Source organism: Brachybacterium alimentarium, from assembly GCF_002332425.1.
GTDB lineage: Bacteria > Actinomycetota > Actinomycetes > Actinomycetales > Dermabacteraceae > Brachybacterium > Brachybacterium alimentarium.
Map to the genome: position 1 here is coordinate 1 of NZ_NRGS01000034.1, position 21,166 is coordinate 21,166.

21 protein-coding genes are annotated in these 21,166 nt (G+C 65.4%); 6 read left to right on the forward strand and 15 right to left on the reverse strand.

Translation table 11 applies throughout. From position 1 onward, the window contains the following. Nucleotides 1-313 precede the first annotated feature (313 nt). The 4 genes from CIK71_RS16340 to CIK71_RS16355 all read right to left on the reverse strand — a co-directional run bounded on the left by CIK71_RS16340 (nt 314) and on the right by CIK71_RS16355 (nt 4,644). Nucleotides 314-778, reverse strand: coding sequence for a hypothetical protein (locus CIK71_RS16340; protein WP_096166748.1), 465 nt, complete (start codon nt 776-778; stop codon nt 314-316). Between the two features lie 544 nt (nt 779-1,322). Continuing rightward, a complete protein-coding gene (locus CIK71_RS16345) occupies nt 1,323-2,228 on the reverse strand; it encodes a carbohydrate ABC transporter permease (RefSeq protein WP_096166749.1) in 906 nt (301 codons plus the stop codon). Then, nucleotides 2,225-3,073: a carbohydrate ABC transporter permease gene (locus CIK71_RS16350; protein ID WP_096166750.1), complete on the reverse strand. Its 849-nt coding sequence runs from the start codon at nt 3,071-3,073 to the stop codon at nt 2,225-2,227. Before CIK71_RS16350 ends, CIK71_RS16345 begins: the two co-directional genes overlap by 4 nt. Nucleotides 3,074-3,201: 128 nt before the next feature. Further along, complete coding sequence (locus CIK71_RS16355) at nt 3,202-4,644, reverse strand: ABC transporter substrate-binding protein (protein WP_176485677.1); 1,443 nt, start codon at nt 4,642-4,644, stop codon at nt 3,202-3,204. 221 nt (nt 4,645-4,865) lie between these two features. Between CIK71_RS16355 and CIK71_RS16360 the strand changes: the two genes are divergently transcribed. Both CIK71_RS16360 and CIK71_RS16365 read left to right on the forward strand, forming a co-directional pair. After that, nucleotides 4,866-5,870 carry a LacI family DNA-binding transcriptional regulator gene (locus tag CIK71_RS16360; protein ID WP_096166752.1) on the forward strand — a complete coding sequence of 335 codons (1,005 nt, stop codon included), beginning with the start codon at nt 4,866-4,868 and terminating at the stop codon, nt 5,868-5,870. 28 nt (nt 5,871-5,898) lie between these two features. Further along, the gene (locus tag CIK71_RS16365; protein ID WP_096166753.1) at nt 5,899-7,539 is read left to right on the forward strand and encodes an FAD-dependent oxidoreductase; all 1,641 of its coding nucleotides are present in this window, start codon (nt 5,899-5,901) and stop codon (nt 7,537-7,539) included. A 31-nt stretch (nt 7,540-7,570) separates the two neighbouring features. On the opposite strand, the gene CIK71_RS16370 is transcribed toward CIK71_RS16365, so the two are convergent. From CIK71_RS16370 to CIK71_RS16400, 8 genes are all read right to left on the reverse strand, one after another. Further along, nucleotides 7,571-8,980 carry an amidase gene (locus CIK71_RS16370; RefSeq protein ID WP_176485678.1) on the reverse strand — a complete coding sequence of 470 codons (1,410 nt, stop codon included), beginning with the start codon at nt 8,978-8,980 and terminating at the stop codon, nt 7,571-7,573. Continuing rightward, nucleotides 8,977-9,159 (reverse strand): hypothetical protein, encoded by a 183-nt coding sequence (locus CIK71_RS16375; protein ID WP_096166754.1) that lies wholly within the window; start codon nt 9,157-9,159, stop codon nt 8,977-8,979. Before CIK71_RS16375 ends, CIK71_RS16370 begins: the two co-directional genes overlap by 4 nt. A gap of 2 nt (nt 9,160-9,161) precedes the next feature. Then, nucleotides 9,162-10,145 carry an APC family permease gene (locus tag CIK71_RS16380; RefSeq protein WP_275542443.1) on the reverse strand — a complete coding sequence of 328 codons (984 nt, stop codon included), beginning with the start codon at nt 10,143-10,145 and terminating at the stop codon, nt 9,162-9,164. A gap of 14 nt (nt 10,146-10,159) precedes the next feature. Continuing rightward, nucleotides 10,160-10,540: an amino acid permease gene (locus CIK71_RS18195; protein ID WP_275542444.1), complete on the reverse strand. Its 381-nt coding sequence runs from the start codon at nt 10,538-10,540 to the stop codon at nt 10,160-10,162. 219 nt (nt 10,541-10,759) lie between these two features. Next, complete coding sequence (locus tag CIK71_RS16385; RefSeq protein WP_176485679.1) at nt 10,760-11,542, reverse strand: alpha/beta hydrolase-fold protein; 783 nt, start codon at nt 11,540-11,542, stop codon at nt 10,760-10,762. Nucleotides 11,543-11,566: 24 nt separating this feature from the next. After that, a complete protein-coding gene (locus CIK71_RS16390) occupies nt 11,567-12,415 on the reverse strand; it encodes a carbohydrate ABC transporter permease (RefSeq protein ID WP_096166756.1) in 849 nt (282 codons plus the stop codon). Continuing rightward, a complete protein-coding gene (locus CIK71_RS16395; protein WP_176485680.1) occupies nt 12,402-13,229 on the reverse strand; it encodes a carbohydrate ABC transporter permease in 828 nt (275 codons plus the stop codon). The genes CIK71_RS16390 and CIK71_RS16395 overlap by 14 nt, the downstream gene beginning before the upstream one ends. A 92-nt stretch (nt 13,230-13,321) precedes the next feature. Next, complete coding sequence (locus CIK71_RS16400) at nt 13,322-14,611, reverse strand: ABC transporter substrate-binding protein (RefSeq protein WP_096166758.1); 1,290 nt, start codon at nt 14,609-14,611, stop codon at nt 13,322-13,324. Between the two features lie 165 nt (nt 14,612-14,776). On the opposite strand from CIK71_RS16400, the gene CIK71_RS16405 reads away from it, so the two are divergent. From CIK71_RS16405 to CIK71_RS16415, 3 genes are read left to right on the forward strand one after another with little or no spacing between them, the layout of a single operon-like run. After that, complete coding sequence (locus CIK71_RS16405) at nt 14,777-15,706, forward strand: DUF6772 family protein (RefSeq protein ID WP_096166759.1); 930 nt, start codon at nt 14,777-14,779, stop codon at nt 15,704-15,706. 31 nt (nt 15,707-15,737) lie between these two features. Then, complete coding sequence (locus CIK71_RS16410; RefSeq protein WP_096166760.1) at nt 15,738-16,064, forward strand: hypothetical protein; 327 nt, start codon at nt 15,738-15,740, stop codon at nt 16,062-16,064. 41 nt (nt 16,065-16,105) lie between these two features. Continuing rightward, nucleotides 16,106-17,131 (forward strand): LacI family DNA-binding transcriptional regulator, encoded by a 1,026-nt coding sequence (locus CIK71_RS16415; protein ID WP_096166761.1) that lies wholly within the window; start codon nt 16,106-16,108, stop codon nt 17,129-17,131. 28 nt (nt 17,132-17,159) lie between these two features. Here the strand turns inward: CIK71_RS16415 and CIK71_RS16420 are convergent, their stop codons facing one another. From CIK71_RS16420 to CIK71_RS16430, 3 genes are all read right to left on the reverse strand, one after another. Then, nucleotides 17,160-18,179, reverse strand: coding sequence for a LacI family DNA-binding transcriptional regulator (locus tag CIK71_RS16420; RefSeq protein ID WP_176485682.1), 1,020 nt, complete (start codon nt 18,177-18,179; stop codon nt 17,160-17,162). A gap of 109 nt (nt 18,180-18,288) precedes the next feature. Next, nucleotides 18,289-18,618 (reverse strand): hypothetical protein, encoded by a 330-nt coding sequence (locus tag CIK71_RS16425; RefSeq protein WP_141393740.1) that lies wholly within the window; start codon nt 18,616-18,618, stop codon nt 18,289-18,291. Between the two features lie 5 nt (nt 18,619-18,623). Next, on the reverse strand, nt 18,624-19,589 hold the full coding sequence (locus CIK71_RS16430; protein ID WP_096166764.1) for a DUF6772 family protein: 966 nt from the start codon (nt 19,587-19,589) through the stop codon (nt 18,624-18,626). 97 nt (nt 19,590-19,686) lie between these two features. Between CIK71_RS16430 and CIK71_RS16435 the strand changes: the two genes are divergently transcribed. Then, the gene (locus CIK71_RS16435) at nt 19,687-20,988 is read left to right on the forward strand and encodes an MFS transporter (RefSeq protein WP_096166765.1); all 1,302 of its coding nucleotides are present in this window, start codon (nt 19,687-19,689) and stop codon (nt 20,986-20,988) included. The last annotated feature ends 178 nt before the right edge of the window (nt 20,989-21,166 follow it).

The following is a 21,166-nucleotide window of genomic DNA, read 5'->3' on the forward strand; positions in this document are numbered from 1 at the left end:
ACAACGTCATGACCCGCAACAACTAGATCCACGTTCACGGATCCGACGACGAGGATCCGCCTTTCATCGGGCCGGTGCTGCTCGGTCACTGTCGCTGTCCTCCGAGGTAACGCTGCGGGTTGGTGGTGATGAGCTGCTCGGTTCGAGCGCGGTCCACGCCGCGCGCCACCAGCTCGAGACTGATCGACTCTTCGCGGTACGGCAACTATCGCAGGTGGATCACTGCTCGCGCCCACTGGCCAGCTGGAGGCTCTGGTCGCGCGCTCCTCCACCTCAGCGCTTCGGCCGGTCATCAGCCAGGGCTTTCCGCTCGTTAGCTTCGGAATTGGTTCCGTAGCTCGTGTGCCTTCATGACGTGCTTGTGAGCGATCTGGGCAATGATCGTCCGCCCGTCATGGAGTTCCATGACGAGGAACTTCTCCCCTCCGCGCTCCTTCTTCGCCATCGCGCCGAGGCCGAGGCCAGCAAGGAGGCCGATCGGGCCGAGCAGTACGCCACCGACGAGTGCACCGCCGCCGGCGCGGGCGACAGAGACGCGCTTGTCGAGTTCGGTGGCATCCTCGATCTCTATGCTCTCCACGTCATCTGCCTGGAAGCGGGTGGGCTTCGTGCTGTCTGCGTCGTGATAGGCCATACGGCCGTCTCGCTTCAGGTCGATGAAGCCAGTCTTCATGGTCCCGAAGATCATCGGCTTGTATTTCTTGCCAGGGTCGACCCCAGCCTTCTTGTCCTTGCGCTCCTCGAAAATTTCGCCGATCGGCTTAGTCCAGAATCCCATGGCCTTCTCCGTTCGCAGTGCGGGTCGTCGTGATGCTTGAAGGTTTGCACGAGCGCCCGACAACCGGGCACCGAGAGACCACTCCGTGACCCCACGGGTGTCTAAATCGCCCTCAGGACGCCACGATCTTCAGTATCCGTAAGGATTGATGCACCTCCTGGCGACGGCCGGGGAGTTGCGATTCGAAGCTCTCGGCGTTCGGGGGTCGCATCCGTACCCGCCGCACCTCTCTGACTAGAACGGGCGGGGGATGACGTTGTTGTCATGGGAGCGGTGGCGTTACGAGCCGATGGGCCCAGTCTGACGCTCACGCACGGGGACGCCGCCGGCAGACGCCGAGGGGACGGTGCGCTGTCCTTGAGCTCTGAACTTTCGCTCCGTCTGAGTCGGCTGGTCCCATGGTGCCCGCTTCGCCGTCCTGATCGGCCCGCGCACCCGCCCCGCCGAACGCTGCGCCGCGAGGCAGCAGCCCGGCACGGGCGGTCCGGCAGCTCCGCGGAAGCGTCCCCGCGGGTAGTGGGAAACTGAGCCGGGCATCCGAACCTCACCCCTTGACGGCACCTTCAGACAGGCCCGAGATGAAGTGGCGCTGGTTGAACAGGAACACCAGCAGCACGGGGATCGTCACGATGATCGCTGCGGCCATAAGTGGCGCGTACTGGATATTGCCGCTCTGCGTGAAGCCGGTCAGGGCGAGCTGGACCGTCTGGCTGCGCGCCGACGAGGAGACCACCAGTGGCCAGAGGAGGTCGTCCCAGACACCCGTGAAGGCGAAGATCGCGACGACCGCCACGATCGGTCTGGAGATCGGGAGGTAGATGCTCCAGAAGATCCGCAGCTCGCTCGCCCCGTCGATGCGGGCAGCCTCGGCGAGATCGCGGCTCATGCCGAGGAAGAACTGGCGCACCAGGAAGATGCTCATCGTCCCTACCAGGTAAGGGATCGAGAGGCCGCCCAGGGTGTCGATGAGACCGCTGCCGCCTCGCCCCAAGGCATCGTTCCCTCCTGCGAAAGGGATGCTGGAGGCCATCAGGAACAGCGGGATCAGAGTGACCGCCACGGGTATCGCCGCCGTCGCGAGCAGGCAGTAGAAGACCACGTTGCTGCCACGGAAGGGGAGATGGGCGAAGGCGTACCCGGCCGAGACGGTGAACAGGCAGTTCGTGAGTACGGCAACCAGGGCGACCACCGCCGAGTTCACGAAGGCTCGGCTCAGGTTTCCGACGGTCAGTGCGGTCACGAAATTCTCGAGGGTCGGGTTCGAGGGCCACAGGCTGACGTCGCGAAACGCCTCCTGGGCCGGCGTGAATGCGAGACTGATCATCCATAGGAACGGGAACAGGACCATCAGTGTGGCGATGAGCAGAACGGTGATGTTCAGCGCCCGCCCTCTCTCAGCGCGCGAGAATCGTCGCTTCCGTTGGTGATCGATGGGCAGCGTGTCGGTCATCGTTCCCGCCCTCCTCTCAGGGCAATCAGTGTCAGGGCTGCGATGAAAGCGAAGAGGACGAAAGCCATGGCAGAGGCGGACCCCATGTTGCTGTACTCGAAGGCCTCCGTGTAGATCAGGTAGTTCACCGTGGTCGTCGATCGGAGAGGACCGCCGGAGGTCAGCACGAAGATCTCGGCGAAGCTCTGCGAGAGGTAGATGATGTCCGTCGCGATGACATAGATGAGCATCGGGCGCAGGCCGGGGAGCGTCACGTGACGGAACAGGTGCCAGCGGCCCGCGCCATCGATGCTCGCCGCCTCGTAAAGATTCTTCGGAATGGTCTGGAGGCCGGCGAGCAGCAGCACCATGTTGCTGCCCAGCGCCTTCCAGATGCGCATGACGGAAACACCGTTCAGTGCCGACGAGGGTTCATTGAGCCAGTGCTGCGGAGACAGGTTGAAAGTTCCGAGGATGTCGTTGATCAGCCCGTTCTGCGAGTACATCCATAGCCAGATCATGCTCACGGCGGTGAGGGAGACGATGTGCGGCACGTACAGGGCGGAGCGGAATATTCCGACTCCGCGGAATGACCTGTTGGCCAGCAGTGCGAGGACGAGGGCGATGGCGATCGTCACCGGCAGGACCTGCAGTGTGTACCTCGCTGTCACCCAGAGAGCACCCCGGAAGTCGGCATCTCCGACGAGTGCTGCGTAGTTCTGCAGCCCGACGAAGGTTGGTGCCCCACGTTGCAGAGGCGTGTACTCGGTGAAGCTGAGGATCAGCCCGTACACGACGGGGACGATCTGGAAGACGAGCACGTACAGGGCGGCCGGTGCGACCAGGAGCATCCCTGCTCGCGCCATCGAGCGTCCCAGCGGATGGTGACCGCCCCTGCGCTTCCGACGCGGTGCCCCCGGGGATCGGGACGGCGTGATGGGGGAGCGGTGCCTCGCGGCCGCACTTGCCGAGGGTGTGGCGTCGGAGATCGGACTCACCTCCCTTCGGCGAGGATGGGCTCGATCTCGGCTGCTGCCGCGTCAAGCGCCTCCTTCGGTGTGCCCTGTCCGTTCAGTGCCTGCTCAAGATACTGAGCAAGGGTGTCGCGGATCTTGGTCCACGCAGGGATGTTGGGGTTCGAGCGGAACGCCTCGGAGTTCGCCACGGCGGAGGCCATTGCCGGTGACGCCTTCACGTAGTCGGTGTCGATCGCGGAAGCACGCACCGGGACGATTCCGACCTCCTGCGCGTACATGCTGTTGTAGTCCTTGCTGCCCGTTAGCTTCAGGAACTCCCAGGCGTCGTCCTGCATCTGGCTGTCCGGGTTGATCATCAGACCGGTCGCGGCGCCACCAAAGGCTGCGGGCTCGTCGCCCTCGTCGAAGGCGAGTACGTCCATAAAGCGCAGATCGAGTTCCGGGGCGGCGTCCATGATCTGCTTCAGGGTCGCCGGATCCGTGAACGTCATCGACGTGTCCCCGGTCGCGAGCGGTGACTGCGCCGGGGGGAGACCGTCCCAGGTCCCGCCGAGGTTGTCGTCGACGGGGGCGTCGCCTTGGTAGAGGCTCGCGTACCACGTGAGGGCCTCGACGCCCTCATCGCTGGTGAAGAGGACACTGGTTCCATCCTCGGAGAACATCTCCCCGCCGTGAGCCCAGAGGATGCTGGTGAAGGCCTGCTGCATCCCGACAGCCTCAGCGCTGAACACGATCCCCGCCCGCTGGAGCTTCCCGCTCTTGTGCACGGCGAGCTGTTCGGCGGCTTCCCGGAGGGAGACGAAGGTCGTCGGGGGAGTGTCCGGGTCCAGCCCGGCGTCTGTGAAGTGCTCCGCGTTGTACGCGACCTGCCGTCCAGTGCTTGCGATCGGGTAGAGGTAGTGGACATCGTCGACCAGACCACTCTCGAGCCCGGTCTGCAGGTCCTTGCGGTCGGACTCGTCCAGTTGGTCGAGGTTATCGTCCAGTGGCTCGACGCGACCGTACTGCACGAGGTCTGCCACGGCCGCTGGGCCGTGGCCGTACACGTCCGGACCGGTTCCGGAGGAGAAGCCGGCGTTCAATCGTGTGGACATGTCCGGCCAGTCGATGAACGTGGCTTGCGCCCCGCGGCCCGTCTTTTCGGTGAACGCGGGGATCAGCACCTCCGTGACGAAGTCCTGCTCGGTCGGGTTCACGCCCGGCCACCAGACGGTGAGGTCGCCATCGGCCCCGGAGCCTCCTCCCGATGGGCCGCCGCATGCGCTGACCAGCAGCGAGCTTCCTAGCACGGCGGTTGATGTTTTCAGGAAGGTGCGTCTGTTAGCGGGATACACGGTGTGCCTCTCGTTCCGATCCATGATGTGTCGACGGTGACCAGCAGAGATATCGAGGCGGGAGGGGTCCGGAGGGCCAGGGCCAAGCGGAGCGCCCGTTGCTGCGACGTCGCAGGACAGCCCCACCCCGAGAGATGTTACGTATAAGTGATGTGCTCACGAGCCTAGGCGTCGTCGGTGAATGGGGTCAAGCATCTTCACGGCGCTAGGCAGTCGAATGGTGGAAAATGAGTGGTCATTGCTGCAGGTAGTGGTGATATTCAGTCAAGGAGAGACGGTTTGCTCTTGAGGAATCGCTGGCCGATGCTTAGAGTCGTCACCATTGCTGATACGAAACGGGAGCGGCTATGGCAGTTCGACAACGGGACATCGCGCGAGCATCGGGGGTTTCGCAGGCGACGGTGTCGCTCGTGGTCAGTGGGCGCTCGTCAGAGGGCGGCGTCTCGACGCGCACCCAGGAGAGGGTGCGCGCTGCGATGGCGGACCTCGGCTATGTCGCTGATCCTGTCGCTCAGTCGTTGCGGGGAGGGCGGAGCGGCCTGTACGGCGTGTTCACCTTCGAACCCGTGTTCCCCGCACGGCCCGACGACTACTTCCACGAGTTCCTCGTCGGCATCGAGGTGGGCGCGGCAGAGCTCGGCCGGGATCTGGTGCTGTTCTCCTCGACCCAGCAGTCCGACGGGAGTCGGACTATCTTCCACGGCGGGGCCAACCGCCTACGGGTGGCTGACGGCTCGATCGTGCTGGGTCAGCAGCGCTCGGAGGAGGAGCTGCGTCGGCTCGCGGAAGAGAAGTACCCGTTTGTGAGCCTCGGACAGTACGACCCCGTCCCTGAGGCGGCCTGGGTCGCCGTCGACTACGCGGCGGCAGTGCGCGCGATCGTGGCGGATCTTCACGGTGCCGGGCACCGATCGATCGGCTACGTAGCTGGCGATGATGAGCGCCTCCCGTCTCGCGCTCGGCGCACTGCCTTCGCCGCCGCGGCCGGCGAGGATGAAGCCCGGATGATCCCCCAGTCCGCGCTCGACGCCACCACGGTTCAGAACTGGTCGCGAGAAGGCGTGACAGCGGTCGTGGCGGAGAACCCGATCGCCGCTGAGGCGCTGGGCGCAGCGATCACCCGGGCGGGCCTTCGCGTGCCCGATGATTTCTCGGCCGCGTGCCTCGAGACACCTTTGCGGAGCGGACGCTCCGCCGGTTGGTCCCATCTGGTCATCCCCAAGCGTGAAGTGGGTGCACGCACGATGAAGGTACTGAGCGGCATTCTCGGCGGCGACCTGCCGCGGGACCACCACGAGATGATCCGCTGCCTGCCGCATCACCTCGGCTCGATCGCCTCCACCGGCGATTGATCCGCTCCCGATCGAGAGGACAGAACTCATGCCCGCGTTCCCGACCCCTGGTGCCCTTCCCGAGACGACCGCAGATCTCGTCGTGATCGGGGGCGGGCTGGGCGGCGTCGCCGCGGCCCTCACCGCCGCCCGCCTCGGCCAACGGGTGATCCTCACAGAGGCCGACCCCTGGCTGGGAGGCCAGCTGACCGTTCAAGGCGTCCCGCCCGACGAGTCGAGATGGGTGGACTCCCACCGCACCTCCGCCTCGTACACCGAGTTCCGAGAACGCGTGCGCGAGCACTACAAGAGGGTCTTCCCCCTGACTGATACTGCGGCCGAGGATCCCCAGCTGAACCCCGGGGCCGGCTTTGTCTCCCGCCTCTGCCACGAGCCCCGTGTCGGGGCACTGGTGCTCGAGGAGATGCTGTCGCCATTGCTGTCCAGTGGTCAGATCACCTGGCTGCGCGAGCACGAGCCGATCGCGGTCGAGCGGACAGGGGACCGTGTCACCGCAGTCGTGGTGCGCGACATCGTCGACGGGGCAGAGTGTCGGCTGCGCGCTCCCTTGTTCGCGGACGCGACCGAGCTCGGTGACCTGCTCGAGCTGGGCGGGGTCGAGCACGTGATCGGTGCCGAGGCGCGCAGCGAGCACGGCGAGCTGCACGCCCCAGACGTCGCGAATCCCTTGGACCAGCAATCCATCACCTGGTGCTGCGCGCTGGGATGGGAGCCCGGACACGACCAGCTCGTGCCGCGGCCCGAGCTGTACGAGAAGTTCGCCACGGAGGTCGCGGACTTCTGGCCGGGCCCTCAGCTGTCCTTCGATGACGTGCACCCGATCACGCTCGAGCCTCGCACTCGGCCGATCTTCGACGGGGATCCGGCGGACCACGGCCGCCTCGAGGGCGTCCCCGACATGTGGCACTACCGGCGGGTGCGCGCTCAGCGTCAAATGCTGCCCGGCACACCGGGCGATGACATCGCCCTGGTCAACTGGCCGCAGATCGACTATTGGGGCGCGCCGCTGCTGGGCGTGGATACGGTGCAGCGGGCGCGCGCGGAAGACGAGGCGCGCCAGCTGACCTTGTCCTTCGTGCACTGGCTGCAGCACGAGGCGCCCCGAAGCGACGGTGGCAACGGCTACCCCGAGCTGCGGCTGCGCGGGGACGTGCTGGGCACGGGCGACGGCCTCGCGCGCCAGCCCTATATCCGCGAATCCCGCCGGATACGCGCACAGTTCACGGTGACCGAGGCACACATCGGTCGGGAGATGCGCGGGACGCACGCCGGATCCCAGATCTTCGAGGACTCCGTGGGCATCGGGCACTACCGGATCGATCTGCACCCCTCGACAGCGGGTCGCACTTACGTCGACATCGACTGCTTCCCCTTCCAGATCCCGTTGGGGGCGCTGGTACCCCGGGATGTGGCGAACCTGGTGCCCGCCAACAAGAACATCGGGACCACGCATATCTCGAACGGCGCCTACCGGCTGCACCCGGTCGAGTGGGCGATCGGGGAGGCCGTGGGTGCGCTGGCTCAGGTGGGACGCGAGCGCGGAGTGGACCCGGCAGAAGTGCATGGGTCCCGGTCACTGACCGCGGAGGTGCAGGACGTGCTGCGGGACCGGCTCGGTGCCGTACTGGAGTGGCCCGACGAGATCCGCCGGCTGGAGGACCGCGCGTGAGCCCCGCTGTCCCCCTAGCCTGACCGGCGACTCAGCCGTACGTCGCGCGCCGTCGCGGTACATCCGGCAGCCGGTATCGCGATTCGACGGCGGCCGCGGCACGGAGCACGGCGGCTTCGCCCAGAGCGGGCCCCATGAACTGCATCCCCACGGGCATCTCGTGCAGGAGGCCGCAGGGCACCGATACTGCAGGGATGCCGGCCAGGTTCGCCGGCCCGACCAGCCGCATCAGCTCTCCATCACGGTCCCGTTCGCGTCCCTCCACCTGGATCACCGGCTCTCCGACTCGAGGGGTCTGGATCGGGAGGGTCGGCGAGGCGATCACGTCGACCTGTGAGAAGGCCCGGCGGAAGTCATCGCGGACCTGCGAACGGATCTGCTGGGCGTGGAGATAGTCGACGGCAGATGGTAAGGCTCCGCATTCGACGAGAAGCCGGGTGTCGGGGCCGTATTCATTCCCGTGGTGCCGGAGCTGCTCGTCATGGAAGGCGGTGGTCTCAGCCGTGTCGATCACCGTGAGCGCGTAGATGGCATCGCTGAGCGACGGGACGGAGACGGCCTGGACTTGCGCACCCGCGTCGGCAAGAGACTGCAGCATCTCCCGCACGACGGATTCGACGCCTGGATCAACATCCGCGAAGAAGAACGATTCCTCGATGCCTATCCGCAGCGGACGCTCGGAGTCCAGGTCGCTCACTGTGCGCGATGGGGCGAGGTCCAGTGAGGACGCAACCCTCGGATCGTGTCCGCTCACGGCATCGAACAGGATCGCGGCATCCTCGACCGTCCTGGTCAGTACGCCGACGTGGTCGAGGCTCCACGCCTCGGGGTAGCAGCCGTACGTGCTCACGCGCCCGTACGTGGGCTTCAGCCCGACGACTCCGCAGGCGGCGGCGGGGATCCGGATTGACCCGGAGGTGTCGGAGCCGATCGCTCCGAGGGCCATGCCGGTGGCGACCGCGACGGCTGACCCTCCGCTCGATCCACCAGGCGTCCTGTCGTGATTCCACGGATTGCGACAGATTCCGAAGTGAGGGTTCTCGGTGGTCACCCCGAGAGCGAACTCGTGGAGATTCGTCGTGCCGAGATGCACGGAACCCTGCGCCGCGAGTCGGTCCACGACTCCCGCGTTGTCGTCAGCCACGTGGTCCCGGAAGAGCGCGGAGCCTCTCGTGGTGACGCGGTTCGCGACAGAGAGGTTGTCCTTGATGGCTACGGGCAGCCCGTGGAGAGGGCCGTTGAATCGTCCGCGCCGGATCAGATCGTCGGCGGCGTCGGCCTGCTGCCGGGCACTGCTCGCCTCGACCGTGATGAAGGCGCGCAGCACCTCATCGAGCTCGTCGATTCTGGTCAGGCAGGCTTCAGTCAGCTCGCGGGAGCTGAGGTCCTGCTGGCGGATCAGTGCAGCGGCGGTGGCCAGAGCAGGGGGATCTATGGTCATCGTGCCCCGCCCCTCGGGTCGAACGTCAAGGCAGGCTCGACCCACTGGAGCTGCGAGGTGCGCACCGAGCGGCGGAGGCTGACGAGGTGCTCTGCGTGCTCCTGGAGTGCGGAGGCGTCCTCGTCCGGAGTCTCGGGATAGCGGTCGCGGACCCTGTCGATGGGCGTCGGGTCAGGCATTCTCACTCCTCGATCTTCTGCACGTCCTCGGGGGTCAGCACGACTGGCGTGTACCCCGGGTCGACGTGCGTGCGGTATTGCTTCATGGCGAGCGGGATCAGCGCCCCGATGATGATGTACGCGATGATCGGCGGCCATGCGTTCGGAGGAAGCAGAGTTACTCCGATGATGGTGATGGCCGCGGAGATCAGCATCCCGAGAGCGAATATCGGCTTGCCGGCAGGGGAGCGGAAAGGACGTGCCCATTCCGGACGTTTGTCGCGGAGTCGGTAGGCGGCCAGGCAGCCGAGGAAGTACACGGCGCCGGCGGCGACCACCGAGAGGGAGTAGGTGTACTCCACCCAGTTCGAGCCGGTGAACGCTGCGAAGAAGATGCCGAACGCCAGCACGACGATATTGGCGATATACGGCTGGCCATGACGATTGGTCCTGGTGAACCACGGCGGCAGCTGCCGCAATTGGGACGCGCCGTAGAGCACCCGCGCCGAGGAGGTCCAGAACCCCATGAGGGTCGTGAAGGCGTACAAGAGGCCGGCCAGGATGGCCAGCAGCCCGATGATCGCAGGCATGCCCAGCTGACCCACCAGCTCTGGTTCGGGGACACTCAGATTCGCGATCACGTCATGAGGAGCGAGGCCACTGATCGCGACCGTGGCCAGCACGTAGACGGCGGCGGGAATGAACAGTCCGGCGAGGATCACGATGATCATCTTCTTCGCGGGGAACTTCGTCTCCTGGATCATGGTCGGAGTCATCGCGAATCCGATGAATTTCAGGACGAGTGCCGACGCCGCCGCCACCGCACCGTAGATTCCGTGGGGGAAGAATCCTCCGTGGTCGGAGATGTTGGTGAACTCCCAGTGCCCACTGGAGAGGTAGTAGATCGCATTACCGACGGTGATGCTCACCATCACGATGAACAGGATGATCGCCAGCTTGCCGGTCAGCTCGATGTTGAAGTTCGAGAAGATGTACCAGACCACCATGATGCCGATGGCGATCAGCGGCTTCGCGGGGCCGGGACGTCGATGAAGAAGTCTGCGGCGGTCACGAAGATGAAGGCGACCAGTGGAGGCTCCACCACCTGCACCAGGAAGAAAAGCCACTGGGTGACCCAGCCGACCGTCGGGTTCATCGCGTTGCTGGACCAGACGTCGACCGACGACGAGAACGGCAGCACCGACGCCAATTCGGAGAACGCCAGCGCGATAGGTATCAAGATGATGGCCAGTATCGGGAAGATGAAGGCGGCCCCCGCGCCCGTCAGTTCGAACCAGTACGGCGCTTCGGCGAGCCAGCCGCCGAGGACAGCACCCGCTGCGATGGCGATCAGGCTGAACAGTGAGAGCTGACGTTTGAGACCCGTGCTTTTCCCAGCCATGTCGTCTCCCTTGACGTGATGTCGCTGAAATTCCGATCGTAGTCTTGCGTGGGGGCAAGTCAACGGCGCGGGGACTCATCCACTTCTCACGGGTCAGCAGCGCGATCTGCGCTGACGTTTCAGGACCAGGGCAGCGCTGGCTGACCGGAGCCTCCGGCGCGAGTCATGAGGACAGGGATGTGCCGGTTCGAGTTGGCACCGCTCGTGCAGATGGCGAGCTCATCGAGACATCTGGTCCAGTCCGGCTAAAGCTTCCGGAAGCCACCCAGAGTCCCATCGGTGCTCCCGCCGGGTGCTGTTGTCATACCGGTGCGGGATGCTGAGCTCGTCCATGAGTTCGTGGCCCGCGCTCAAGTGGTCGTAGGTCCAGTCCGGTGCGTGCTTGCCGAAGTTTCCGTATCCGTACAGTGCAATCCGCGGCTCTTGGCCGAGAAGGTGGCCCCGTGTCCTCAAGAGGTGCGGGATCGCGAAGTCGCGGTAGCGCTCCCGATTCGGCCAGTAGTAGGGCATCTCCCATTGGTCGGGCTGCTCCTTCATGATCGGGGAGTCGAAGGCAGCGGCTGCGTGGAACAGCTCCGGATAACGCAGAAGCAGCTGCAGAGCGGCTGAACCGCCCTTGCTGTAGCCCATCAGCACGCGGGGCAGTTTCGGGTACTGCCGATCGATGAATCCGACCACGTCCTCGAGGAAGTACAGGACTTGCTGGAACATCTGCTGATCCGGGAGGTCCGTCATCCACGGCCATTCCGAGAACGTCGGCGCAACGGTCACGAGGCCGTGCTGGTTGTGCAGGTCGTGCGCGAGGACTTCGTCGAGGCCGTCGCCTGAGCGATGGCTCAGCTCAGGGGTCGACGGCAGCAGGTACAGGATTCGTGGTCGCTCGATCGCGTCGAGACTGTCGGGCTCGAGGACGCGGATGGTCGTCTCGAGCATCTGCCGACTCGACCTCACGGTGTATTGCAGGTAGTTCAGACGCAATGGGGCGGAGTACTGCGCGGGCATGGGCATCCTCTCGTGGGGGAGCGATCAAGACTTCAGGCCGCCGGCCGTGAGCCCGGAGACCACGTGGCGCTGCGCGAAGAAGAAGACCAGTAGCACAGGGATGATGGACAGTGTGGTGGCCGCCATCTGCGCGCCCCACAACGGGCCCGCAAGAGGGTCTTCGTAGTGCGTCAGAGCAACGGGCACCGTCAGCTTCTCCGGTGAGCGCAGGTAGATGAGCGGTTCGAGGAACTGATTCCAGCTGTACCAGCAGGAGAGGACCACGACAGATGCCAGCGACGGTCGCGCCAGTGGGAAGTAGATCTGGAGCATCGTGCGCAGACGGCTCGAGCCGTCGATGGTGGCGGCCTCCTCGAACTCGGCCGGCAAGGTCAGGAAGGCCTGACGCATCACGAACGTCGCGATCGGGGCGGTGACCAGTACAGCTGTGAAGACAACCAGCGGATAGTGGGTGTCGACCCATCCGAGCTTCGCGGCGTACTGGAACAACGGGATGATCGTCGCCTCCGGAGGGATGAACATGGCGCTCAGGAGGACGAGGAAGATCGCCCCGGACGCGACGGGCTTGACCCGTGCCAGGGCATATCCAGCGGGGACCGACATGAGGATCGTGAGCACGGCGACCAGCGCCATGATCACCACGGAGTTGATGAACTGCTGCGTGAACGGCTGCAGCTCAAAGACCGCCTGGTAGTTCTCCCATTTGATGTCTTCGGGGATGATCGTCGGCGGGTAGCGCAGGATCTCATTGGGGGACTTCAGCGATGCGCTGATCATCCAGAGGATCGGCGCCAGGGCCACAAGCGCGACGAGGCACAGGAACAGATAATTCAGCGTGCGCTTGATGTGCTTCGTCTGTTTAGTCGTCTTCATGGAAGACCACCCGCTTCCTTGCCTGCCAGATGACCGCTGTGAGGAGGAGGATCAGCACGAACAGCAGAACCGCCAGCGCGCTGGCGTACCCGATGTCGTTCAGGAGGAAGCCCTGCTTGTACACCTCGAAGGACAGGACCGAGCTCTGCACGCCCGGGCCGCCTTCGGTCAGCAGCAGGATGATCTCGAAGACCTTGAAGGAGCCGACCACGGTCAGCATGAAGACCATGAGGATCGCGGGCGAGATCTGTGGGAGAACGACGCTGCGAATGAGCCGAGGTGGGCCGGCGCCGTCGATACGACCCGCTTCGAGGAGCTCCTGGGGAACGGACTGCAGCGCACCGAGCAGGATCACCACGTTGATGCCGATGTTCTTGGTCAGCTGGATGACCGCGAAGATCACGAGCGTCAGCCAGCCACCCCGCAGCCACGGGAGACCGTCGATTCCCACGCTGCCCAGGAGAGCGTCGAGCAGACCTTCGGGTTGCACGATGAAGCTCCACACGAGCGCCCAGGCCACCATTGTGACCAGGGCCGGGATGAAGATGATCGAGCGGAAGACGGTGATCCCGCGCAGCGTCTGGTTGAGCAGCAGCGCGAGGAGCAGAGCCGCAACCGTTCCGGCGATGCTGAGCACGCACACGAAGAAGAAGGTGTTGGGCAGGACGGTGATCATGCTCGGATCGGTGAGGATCCGGCCGTAGTTGTCGAGGCCGACGAACTCCTGCGTGCCGGCGAGCGCGTTGACGTGGTGGAAGCTGAGCCAGATCACCCAGATGATCGCGACCGCACCGACCGCGGTGAAGCCGATCATCTGAGGGGCCAGGAGTGCGTAGCCGAAGGGACTGCGTCCGGTGTCCCGTCCCGGCGGGCGGCGTCGAACGGAAGAGGTTGCCGTCTCTGTCGTCATAGCGACAACACCGGCTCGATCGCGGTGCAGACCTTGGGCAGCGAGGTATCGAGGTCCGCATCCGGCCTGTACACGTACTCGTCGAAGGAGGAGTCGAGAGCGTTGGCGACACTGGCCGCATTCGGTGCGACCGGGAAGATGCGCCCCTTGGTCGTGATCGAGGTGACGATCGGCTCAAGGTCCTGCGCCGAGAGGAGTCCCGAGGACTCTGCCAGGACCTCGGCGTTGAGCAGGCTCTCGCGTGCGGGTGGGAAGAATTTCGAGATCCGTGCGGCGTTCTCCCTATTGGTCAGGAAGGCAAGGAACTCCAGGGCGGCGTCGTGGTTCTTGCCAGCAGCGAGGGCCACGATCGCGGACTGCCCGACGGCTTGCACGTCACCGGCGGGCCCGCTCGGGGTGGGGACGATGTCCCAGTCGAAGGTCGCGTCCGCGAGCAGGGTGCTGGCGCCGAGGAACGCCGAGGTGGCGCCCGCCTGTCCTCCCCAGAAGTCGGCCTGCTGTCCGGGCACGGGGGAGGACCTGTCCTCGAAGACCATTCCATGGAACAGGTCGAGTGCTTCGCGCATCTCGGGACTGTCCACGGTGCACTGCGTGGCGTCGTCGTTCCACGGAGATGCGTCGTACGCATCCATCAGTGGAAGCAAGCGTGTCCAGTTGCGGAATTCGAAGTCGTTCACGACGTACCCGGGGACACCGGTGGCGTCGGTGAGCTGCGATGAGGTCTCGCGGAAGGATTCCCAGGTCCAGTCACCTTGGGCGAGCAGCTCCGCCGGAGACTTCACCCCCGCCTCGGCGTAGAGGTCCTTGTTGAAGTACATGATGAACGGTCCGGTGGAGAAGGGGACCCCGTACTGGGCATCGCCGTGACGCCATGACTCCTGGAGATGGGGGACCAGATCATCCAGGTCGTACCCGTTCGTGACGGAGAGGGTCGGGGCGGCATCGAGCAGCGCATCCGCGTCGATGTATTCGAGGCTGGACTCCACCGGAAGCCAGGTGAGGTCCGGAGCATCGTCCGCGGTGATGCCGGTGGTGAGCACCATGTCGAGCTGGTCGAGAGCGAGACTTTCGAACTCGATGTTCGTCACCGCGTCGTTCTGGGACATGAAATCGTCGGCGATCTCGTCGAAGAGTGCGATCTGGTCCGGGTCCGACGTCCACATGGTCATCCGGAGGGTGATGCCGTCGCCTTCAGGCCTGCCTCGCGAGAATCCGGACGAGCAGCCGGCGAGGCCTCCCGTCGAGGTAACGAGCCCGAGCCCGGCGAGGAAACTGCGTCGTCGCATGTGGTGCCCTCCTGTCCGTAGGGTGCCGCTACGTCGCGGCGCCTATGCGGTACGGTATAACGCAATACTCAGTGACGCAAGACTCCTTTAACGCCACAACCTGGTTGTTTATCGGGCGGTCCTGCAGCCTGAACCCATCGACTACAGCGATATACCGAGGTAGACATGCACAAGTTCCTGGCCTATGACCGGCAGCTCGAGCGCTTCAACCCGCTCGATAGAGTGATCACCTTCGACGACTTCGACACGGGCTTCAACGGGTGGATGGACCTCACCCCGAACTTCGTCTACGACAACTACGAGTCCTTCAGCAGCGCGGTCGACCTCACCAGCTGGGCACCGTCCATGCTGAGCTCGGCCCCCATGCGATTCGCGGCGTCTCATGGCTCGATGGAGGGCACCTACTCCCTCAAGCTGACGACGGGTGCCGCGGCAGCGCCGCACACCGAACCGCCTGCCGACGGCAGCATGGGCATCTCCCTCAAGCGGCTCTCGCGCTTCGGCGACCCCTCGAAGATCCAGATCGAGACCTGGTACTCGTACACCCCGGCTCAAGACCGGATCGGGATCGGCGAGGAGGACATCCGCGCGTTCGGCTTCTACTTCGACGTGCAGGACTCCGAGCACCGGTACATGCCCGGCGTGCGCTACGTGAACTCCTTGGGAGGCAAGCTCGTCAAGAAGTGGCAGTACTGGAAGGCCGCAGAGGGCGTGACCCATGCCGACTGGAACTTCGGGGTGGAGGACGGATGGTGCGCCCCGGGGATCGACAGCCTCTGGTACGGCCGACGGTATGAGGACGGCTCGACCGATGGCTATCAGTGGGTGCCCGACGGTGAGCAGGATCTGCTCTACAACGAGAGCCCGGACAAGATCAACTGGCTGTACTTCCGGCTCCTGGTCGATGTGGAGAAGCGGGAGTACATCGAGCTGCAGAGCATGGACAAGGTGTTCGACCTGCGCGGCATCCAGCCGACCCTCGCAGATCGATACCGCTCGATCGACAACCTCATCAACCCCATCTTCTACGTGGAGACGGACACCGATCGCCCCGTGCACCTCTTCCTCGACTCCGTCGTGTACTCGACCGAGTGACCCGGACCCGACGCCAAGAAAGGACAACCCAGTGCAGACCACGAACACCTCAGTCCTCGCACGGAGGATCTGGATCACCTCTGAGCACACGACTCTCCCCTACGAGGCCGGATGGGCCACAGAAGCCGTCTTCTTCACCCAGGTGGAGGGTAAGCACCCGGACCTCACGATCACGACCGAGATCTCCCCGGACGGGATCACCTGGACCCCTCGCGGCGAGCCCCGGGCCCTCGGCGAGGACCAGACGATCCTCGACAGCAGCCTGACGGTGTTCGGCGCGTGGGTCCGGCTGAAGATCGAGGGGGCGAGCGAAGAGCGGCCGGCCCGTATTCTGGTGCATCTGAACTTGAAGGGCTGAAGCGGGCGCGGCCCCTGGCCGCTAGTCGGACGGAGAAGTGGATGCAGGGTTCCCGGAGGGCGGCTCGATTGTCGGAAGTGGCGAAGCTCGCGGAGGTGTCGCCGGGCTTGGTCTCGCGGATCGTGAACGAGGACCCCATGCTCAAGATCCGACCGGAGACCCGCGAGCGGGTGCTGAACGCCATCGATCTGCTCCAGTACACGCCGCATGCCTCAGCGCGCGCACTGCGGAATTCTCAGACCGGACTCCTGGGTTTCGCCCTGCACCACGTCAACGATCCGATCTACGCCCAGCTCGTCGAGACAGCACAGGTCGTCGCGGCTGGGCGCGGGTACTCGGTAGTCCTGCTGAACGCGGACGAGCTCATGGAGCGTCAGGACGCATTCCGTGCGCTGGTCCGCGGGCACCGGGTGGACGGCCTGCTCGTCCAGAGCGGATTCGCAGCGGACAGCCGCGGCCTGCAGGAGGTGGCGCGGTCAGTGCCCTCCGTGGTCTTCAATGCGGATGAGGCCCCCGGACTGAGGACGGTCCGTCTGGACGACATCACCGCGGCAGCGATGGCGACTCGGCATCTCATGGATCTGGGCCATACCCGGATCGCCTTCGTGGGCGCCGAGGGAGCGTCCTCCGACCGTCGGCTCCAGGGATACCAGCGGGCCCTCGACGACGGGGGGATCTCTCCGCTGGCGACGATCCCCGGCGGCTGGGATGCCGCAGAAGCGCGTGCGGCGGTTGAGCGGTACGTCGCGGGCGGCGGCAGCGCCACGGGGTTCGTCGTCGTGACGTCGACGAGTGCCCTCGGTGTGCACGCAGGAGTGATCTCGGCCGGGCTGTCGATCCCGGAGGATGCCTCCGTCGTGAGCATCCATGACACGTGGTTCACCGAGCATCTGAGCCCACCGCTGACGGTGGTCGAGCTTCCGCTCGCCGATATCGGTCAGCTGGCCGTGGAGCTCCTGATCGAGCAGATCGCATCACCCACGGAGGGGGCGACGGTTCTCGATGATCCGTCCCCCCGGCTCATCGTGCGCGGATCGACGTCCGCGCCGGGCGAGAGCTCGGTGTGAATGCAGTTCGAGCGCAGGTTCCGCGGCGTCAGCCCGAGGAGGAGCGTACGACGAGCTCCGCACGGATCAACCGGCGTGACGGCGCCGAGATGCTACCGCCGATGCGCTGCAGCACGTTCGCTACAGCGAGTTCACCGATCAGACGAACGGGAAGGGCGACCGAGGACAGTGAGGGGGTTAGCCACTCGGCGAACGGCAGATCTCCGTAACCGACCACGCGGACGTCCTCCGGGACGCGACGACCGTTCTCGGCGAGCGCACGCATCGCTCCGAGGGCGAAGAAGTCATCACCGCACAGCACGGCGTCGAATTCGTCCCCACCACGCAACGCGTCGAGACAGGCGCGATAACCCTCCTGAGCCCTCCACTGGGACCCCGCGTTCTCGTACCTGCGAGTCGGGATCATTCGAACCTGGGCCCGAGACTCCGCGGGGTCCATCGCACGCTCGAATCCGCGCCGCCGCGCGGCGATTGTGCCGATAGCGAGCTCTTCGTCGAGATAAAGGATCGAGCTGGCACCGTCGCCGAGCAGATGGCGCGTTGCCACGTAGGCCCCGTGCTCGCTGTCCACTCCGATGAAGTCGCACTCAACGCCGTCCAGCTCGCGAGATACGGTCACCACCGGCGTCCCGGTCTCGCCGACCCGCTGCCAGCAGGAGCTCTGGGCGTGTACCGGGATGGTGATGACGCCCCCTGGGCGGGAGTCCAGAAGCTGCTGGGCGATCCGCTCCTCCTGCTGCGGGTCCTCGTTCGTCGCGAAGACCTCGAGTGCGCACCCAGCGGCACGGACTCCGGTCTCGATGGCGGCCGCGACCTCCGAGGCGAAAGGGTGGGTCAACGAGGGGATGCAGAGCGCCACCGCATCGAGGTGCGGGGCGGTGGAGCCGGCACGAGGAGTCGTGTAGCCGACGCGCTCGGCCTCGTCGAGTACACGCTGACGGGTGGCTTCGCCGACGCCGTCTTTTCCTCGCAATGCACGGGAGACTGTGTTGGCCGAGAGTCCGAGGGACGACGCGAGGTCATCGAGCGTGTGCCGTCGATCGGTCATCGTGTTCCTCTCTATGCAAGGCACCGTGAACATATAGGCGTCCAGCGAGGCGTGGTCCGGCCTCGACGTCGGTGCCGGGTCCCGCCCCTTCCTCGCCGAGGGGAGAGGTTCACTCCTTCAGGGAGAGGACGATGCGCACCAGAGGTGCGACTGTTCCCTCGGCGGGAGTCACGACGAGCCGCAGCCAATGCCCGAAGTCGCGTACAGGCGCGGTCAGGATACCAGCGGCCTCACCGCTGACCGGGGCGTCTTCGTGGTCCACCCAGGTCAGCCCGTCAGCCGAGATCTGACTGTGCAGGGATACGGACCCGCTGCCCCGCTCGAGGAACTGGACGAACCAGCGGGCCTCGCCGGCCCAAGCGGTCTCGAAGGGCTCTGTGGCCCACTGGTCGGTGAGGTCGAGGCCACGCTCGAGCACTGCTGTCTGGGATTCACGCACGAGGATCACCAATCTGCCGAGATGAGAACGGAGTCGAGGTACAGGAAGTTGCGCTGGCCGCTGAGGGTGCGCACGGAGAAATAGAAGTTGAGCAGGTTCTCGAGGGACCCGTAGCGGTCCTCGTAGATCGGCACCGGGACGTCGGACCAGTCCATGAGCTGGTCGTTGAGCTGGACCTCGACGTTCTTGCGCTTGTCGGTGTCGATGACCCAGCGCAGGTAGTGCCAATTGACCTTGGTCGGGACCTCGTTCATGCACAGCTCCTGCGGCTGCCCGTAAACCCGCCAGTCCTCCGGGTCCGGCGCCGTGAAGTCTGTGGCGTAGGGGTAGTCGACCTTCCCCTCGTAGGCCTCACGTGGGGTGGGCTCCGGAACGATCGGGTACCTCCACTGGCGGAGCATGTTCCCGTCCTCGTCGGCGTTCTGGTAGCGCACGACGGTGTGGTAGCGGACGCCGTCATCCCCGCACAGGTCGGTCGCGACGGTGAAAGCGCCGAACTGCGCCTCGGACGGATGGCGGTTCCCGTCCCACTCCATGTCCCCGAAGCCGTTCTCTGCCGACGGGTCCACGACGGCCTCTGCCTTGTAAGCCAGATAGGCCTCGATCTGCAGCAGGCCGCGCCCGCTCATCGTGAGCCGGCGGATGCCGGTGGCGGTGTGCCCGGGGTGGGGTCGGGTGGCGAGCTTGAGGGCGTAGGTGCCGGACATCGCGCCGTGCGTGCCGACGTCGAAGAAGTTGCAGGTGGAGAGCTGGGGCGGGCGGAAGTCCCGGAAGTGGCGGTCCAATGACCCGTACTCGCCCTTGCCGTTGTAGTTGCCGCCGAGCTCGACCCAGCCGTGCAGGCCGGTGTTGAAGTCGTCGTGCGCGAGGATCCGCGGCAGGGGGCGGAACTTCGAGAGGTGCGGATCGCTGCTGCGGATCGCCTCTCTGAGGGAGGCGGCGGTGTCGTCCGGGTGTGCTGGTGTGGTCATGGACGCCAACATTAAGGCTAACGTTAGATCACGTCAAGGGGTTTCATCTCACCGTTAGATCGTCTACCTTGCTCGGAAACCCTTCGGAAGGAAGACGATGACGACTTCTCCGCGCCTCTCGCGCGCCACCCTCGCCTCGACCGCGGGCACCGCCCTGGAGTGGTACGACTTCGCGCTCTACGGAACCGCCTCAGCCCTGGTCTTCGCGCACGTGTTCTTCCCCTCGGGGAGCGAGCTTGCGGCGACCCTCGCGTCGCTGGGCACGTTCGCCGTGGGCTTCCTCGCCCGCCCGGTCGGCGGGGTGATCATCGGCTTGCTCGGGGACCGGGTCGGCCGACGTCAGATGCTCTTCGTGACGCTGCTGCTGATGGCCGCGGCCTCCACCGCTATCGGCCTGCTGCCTACTTACGGGGCCATCGGGGTCTGGGCTCCCGTGCTGCTCGTGATGCTGCGCGTGCTGCAGGGGGTCGGAGCCGGCGGTGAGTACGCCGGCGCCATGCTGCTCTCGGCCGAGCACGCCGTGGATGCGCACCGTGGCCTGAATGCCTCGATCCCGAGTGTGGGCAACGCCCTCGGCTCGCTTATCGCGACAGGGATCTTCTACCTCACCGCGGCCGCACTGCCCCAGGAACAGTTCCTGGACTGGGGATGGCGAATCCCCTTCCTGTTGAGCGCAGTGCTCGCGGTCGCCGCCTTCGTGATCCGGCTGCGCGTTGCCGAGAGCCCCGAGTTCCGGGCAAGCGAGGGCCCGCAGCGAAGCGGTGGAGACCAGCTTGTCGAGGTGGTGCGGCGCGGCGGCCGCAGGATCCCGCTCGCGATGCTCATGAGCATCGCGCCCAACGTGCTCTCGTACCTCCCTTCCGTCTACGCCCTCACCTATCTGGCTAACCAGGTGGGAGCCCCCGAGAGTGTGGGCCTGCTGGGCCTGATGATCGCCAACCTCCTGAAGGTGGTCACGGTCCCGACGGCTGGCTGGCTCAGTGACCGCTTCGGTGGTCGTCGGATCATGATCATCGGTTCCCTTGCCGGTGCGGTACTGTTCTTCCCCTTCTTCCTGCTGCTGGACACCGGGATCCCGCTGTTGATCTGGATCGCATTCGTCATGATCTTCACGTTGTGCTGCGACATGACCCTCGCGTCGCAGGCCATGATGCTCAGCTCTCTGTTCGACGTGGACGTGCGCTACGGCTCGGTGACCTTCAGCCGCGAGATCACGGGCGCCGTGGTGGGAGGAGGCATCCCCTTCGTGGCTGCCGCGCTCACCGGGGTGCTCGACGGGCGGCCGTGGCTCGTGGCACTCCTGTGCTCCGTGCTGTGCGTGGTCTGCGCACTGGGGACGCGGGCGCTGCCGGAGGTGCGGAGCGGCGAGAAGGCGACGAGGGTCGCCTCGGCAGGGTAGCTGCGGGGGAGGCCTCGGCGCGTGACGCTGCAAACCCCCGAATCGTGTGGAGGGCGTGCTCATTCGCCATCGAAGATTTCGTGAACGGGGACAACCGGGACGCCTTCACGACTGAGTACATGTGGAAGATCCAAGGAATCGTGAGCTCGATCAATTCGGCTCTTCGCAGTTGAGGGGG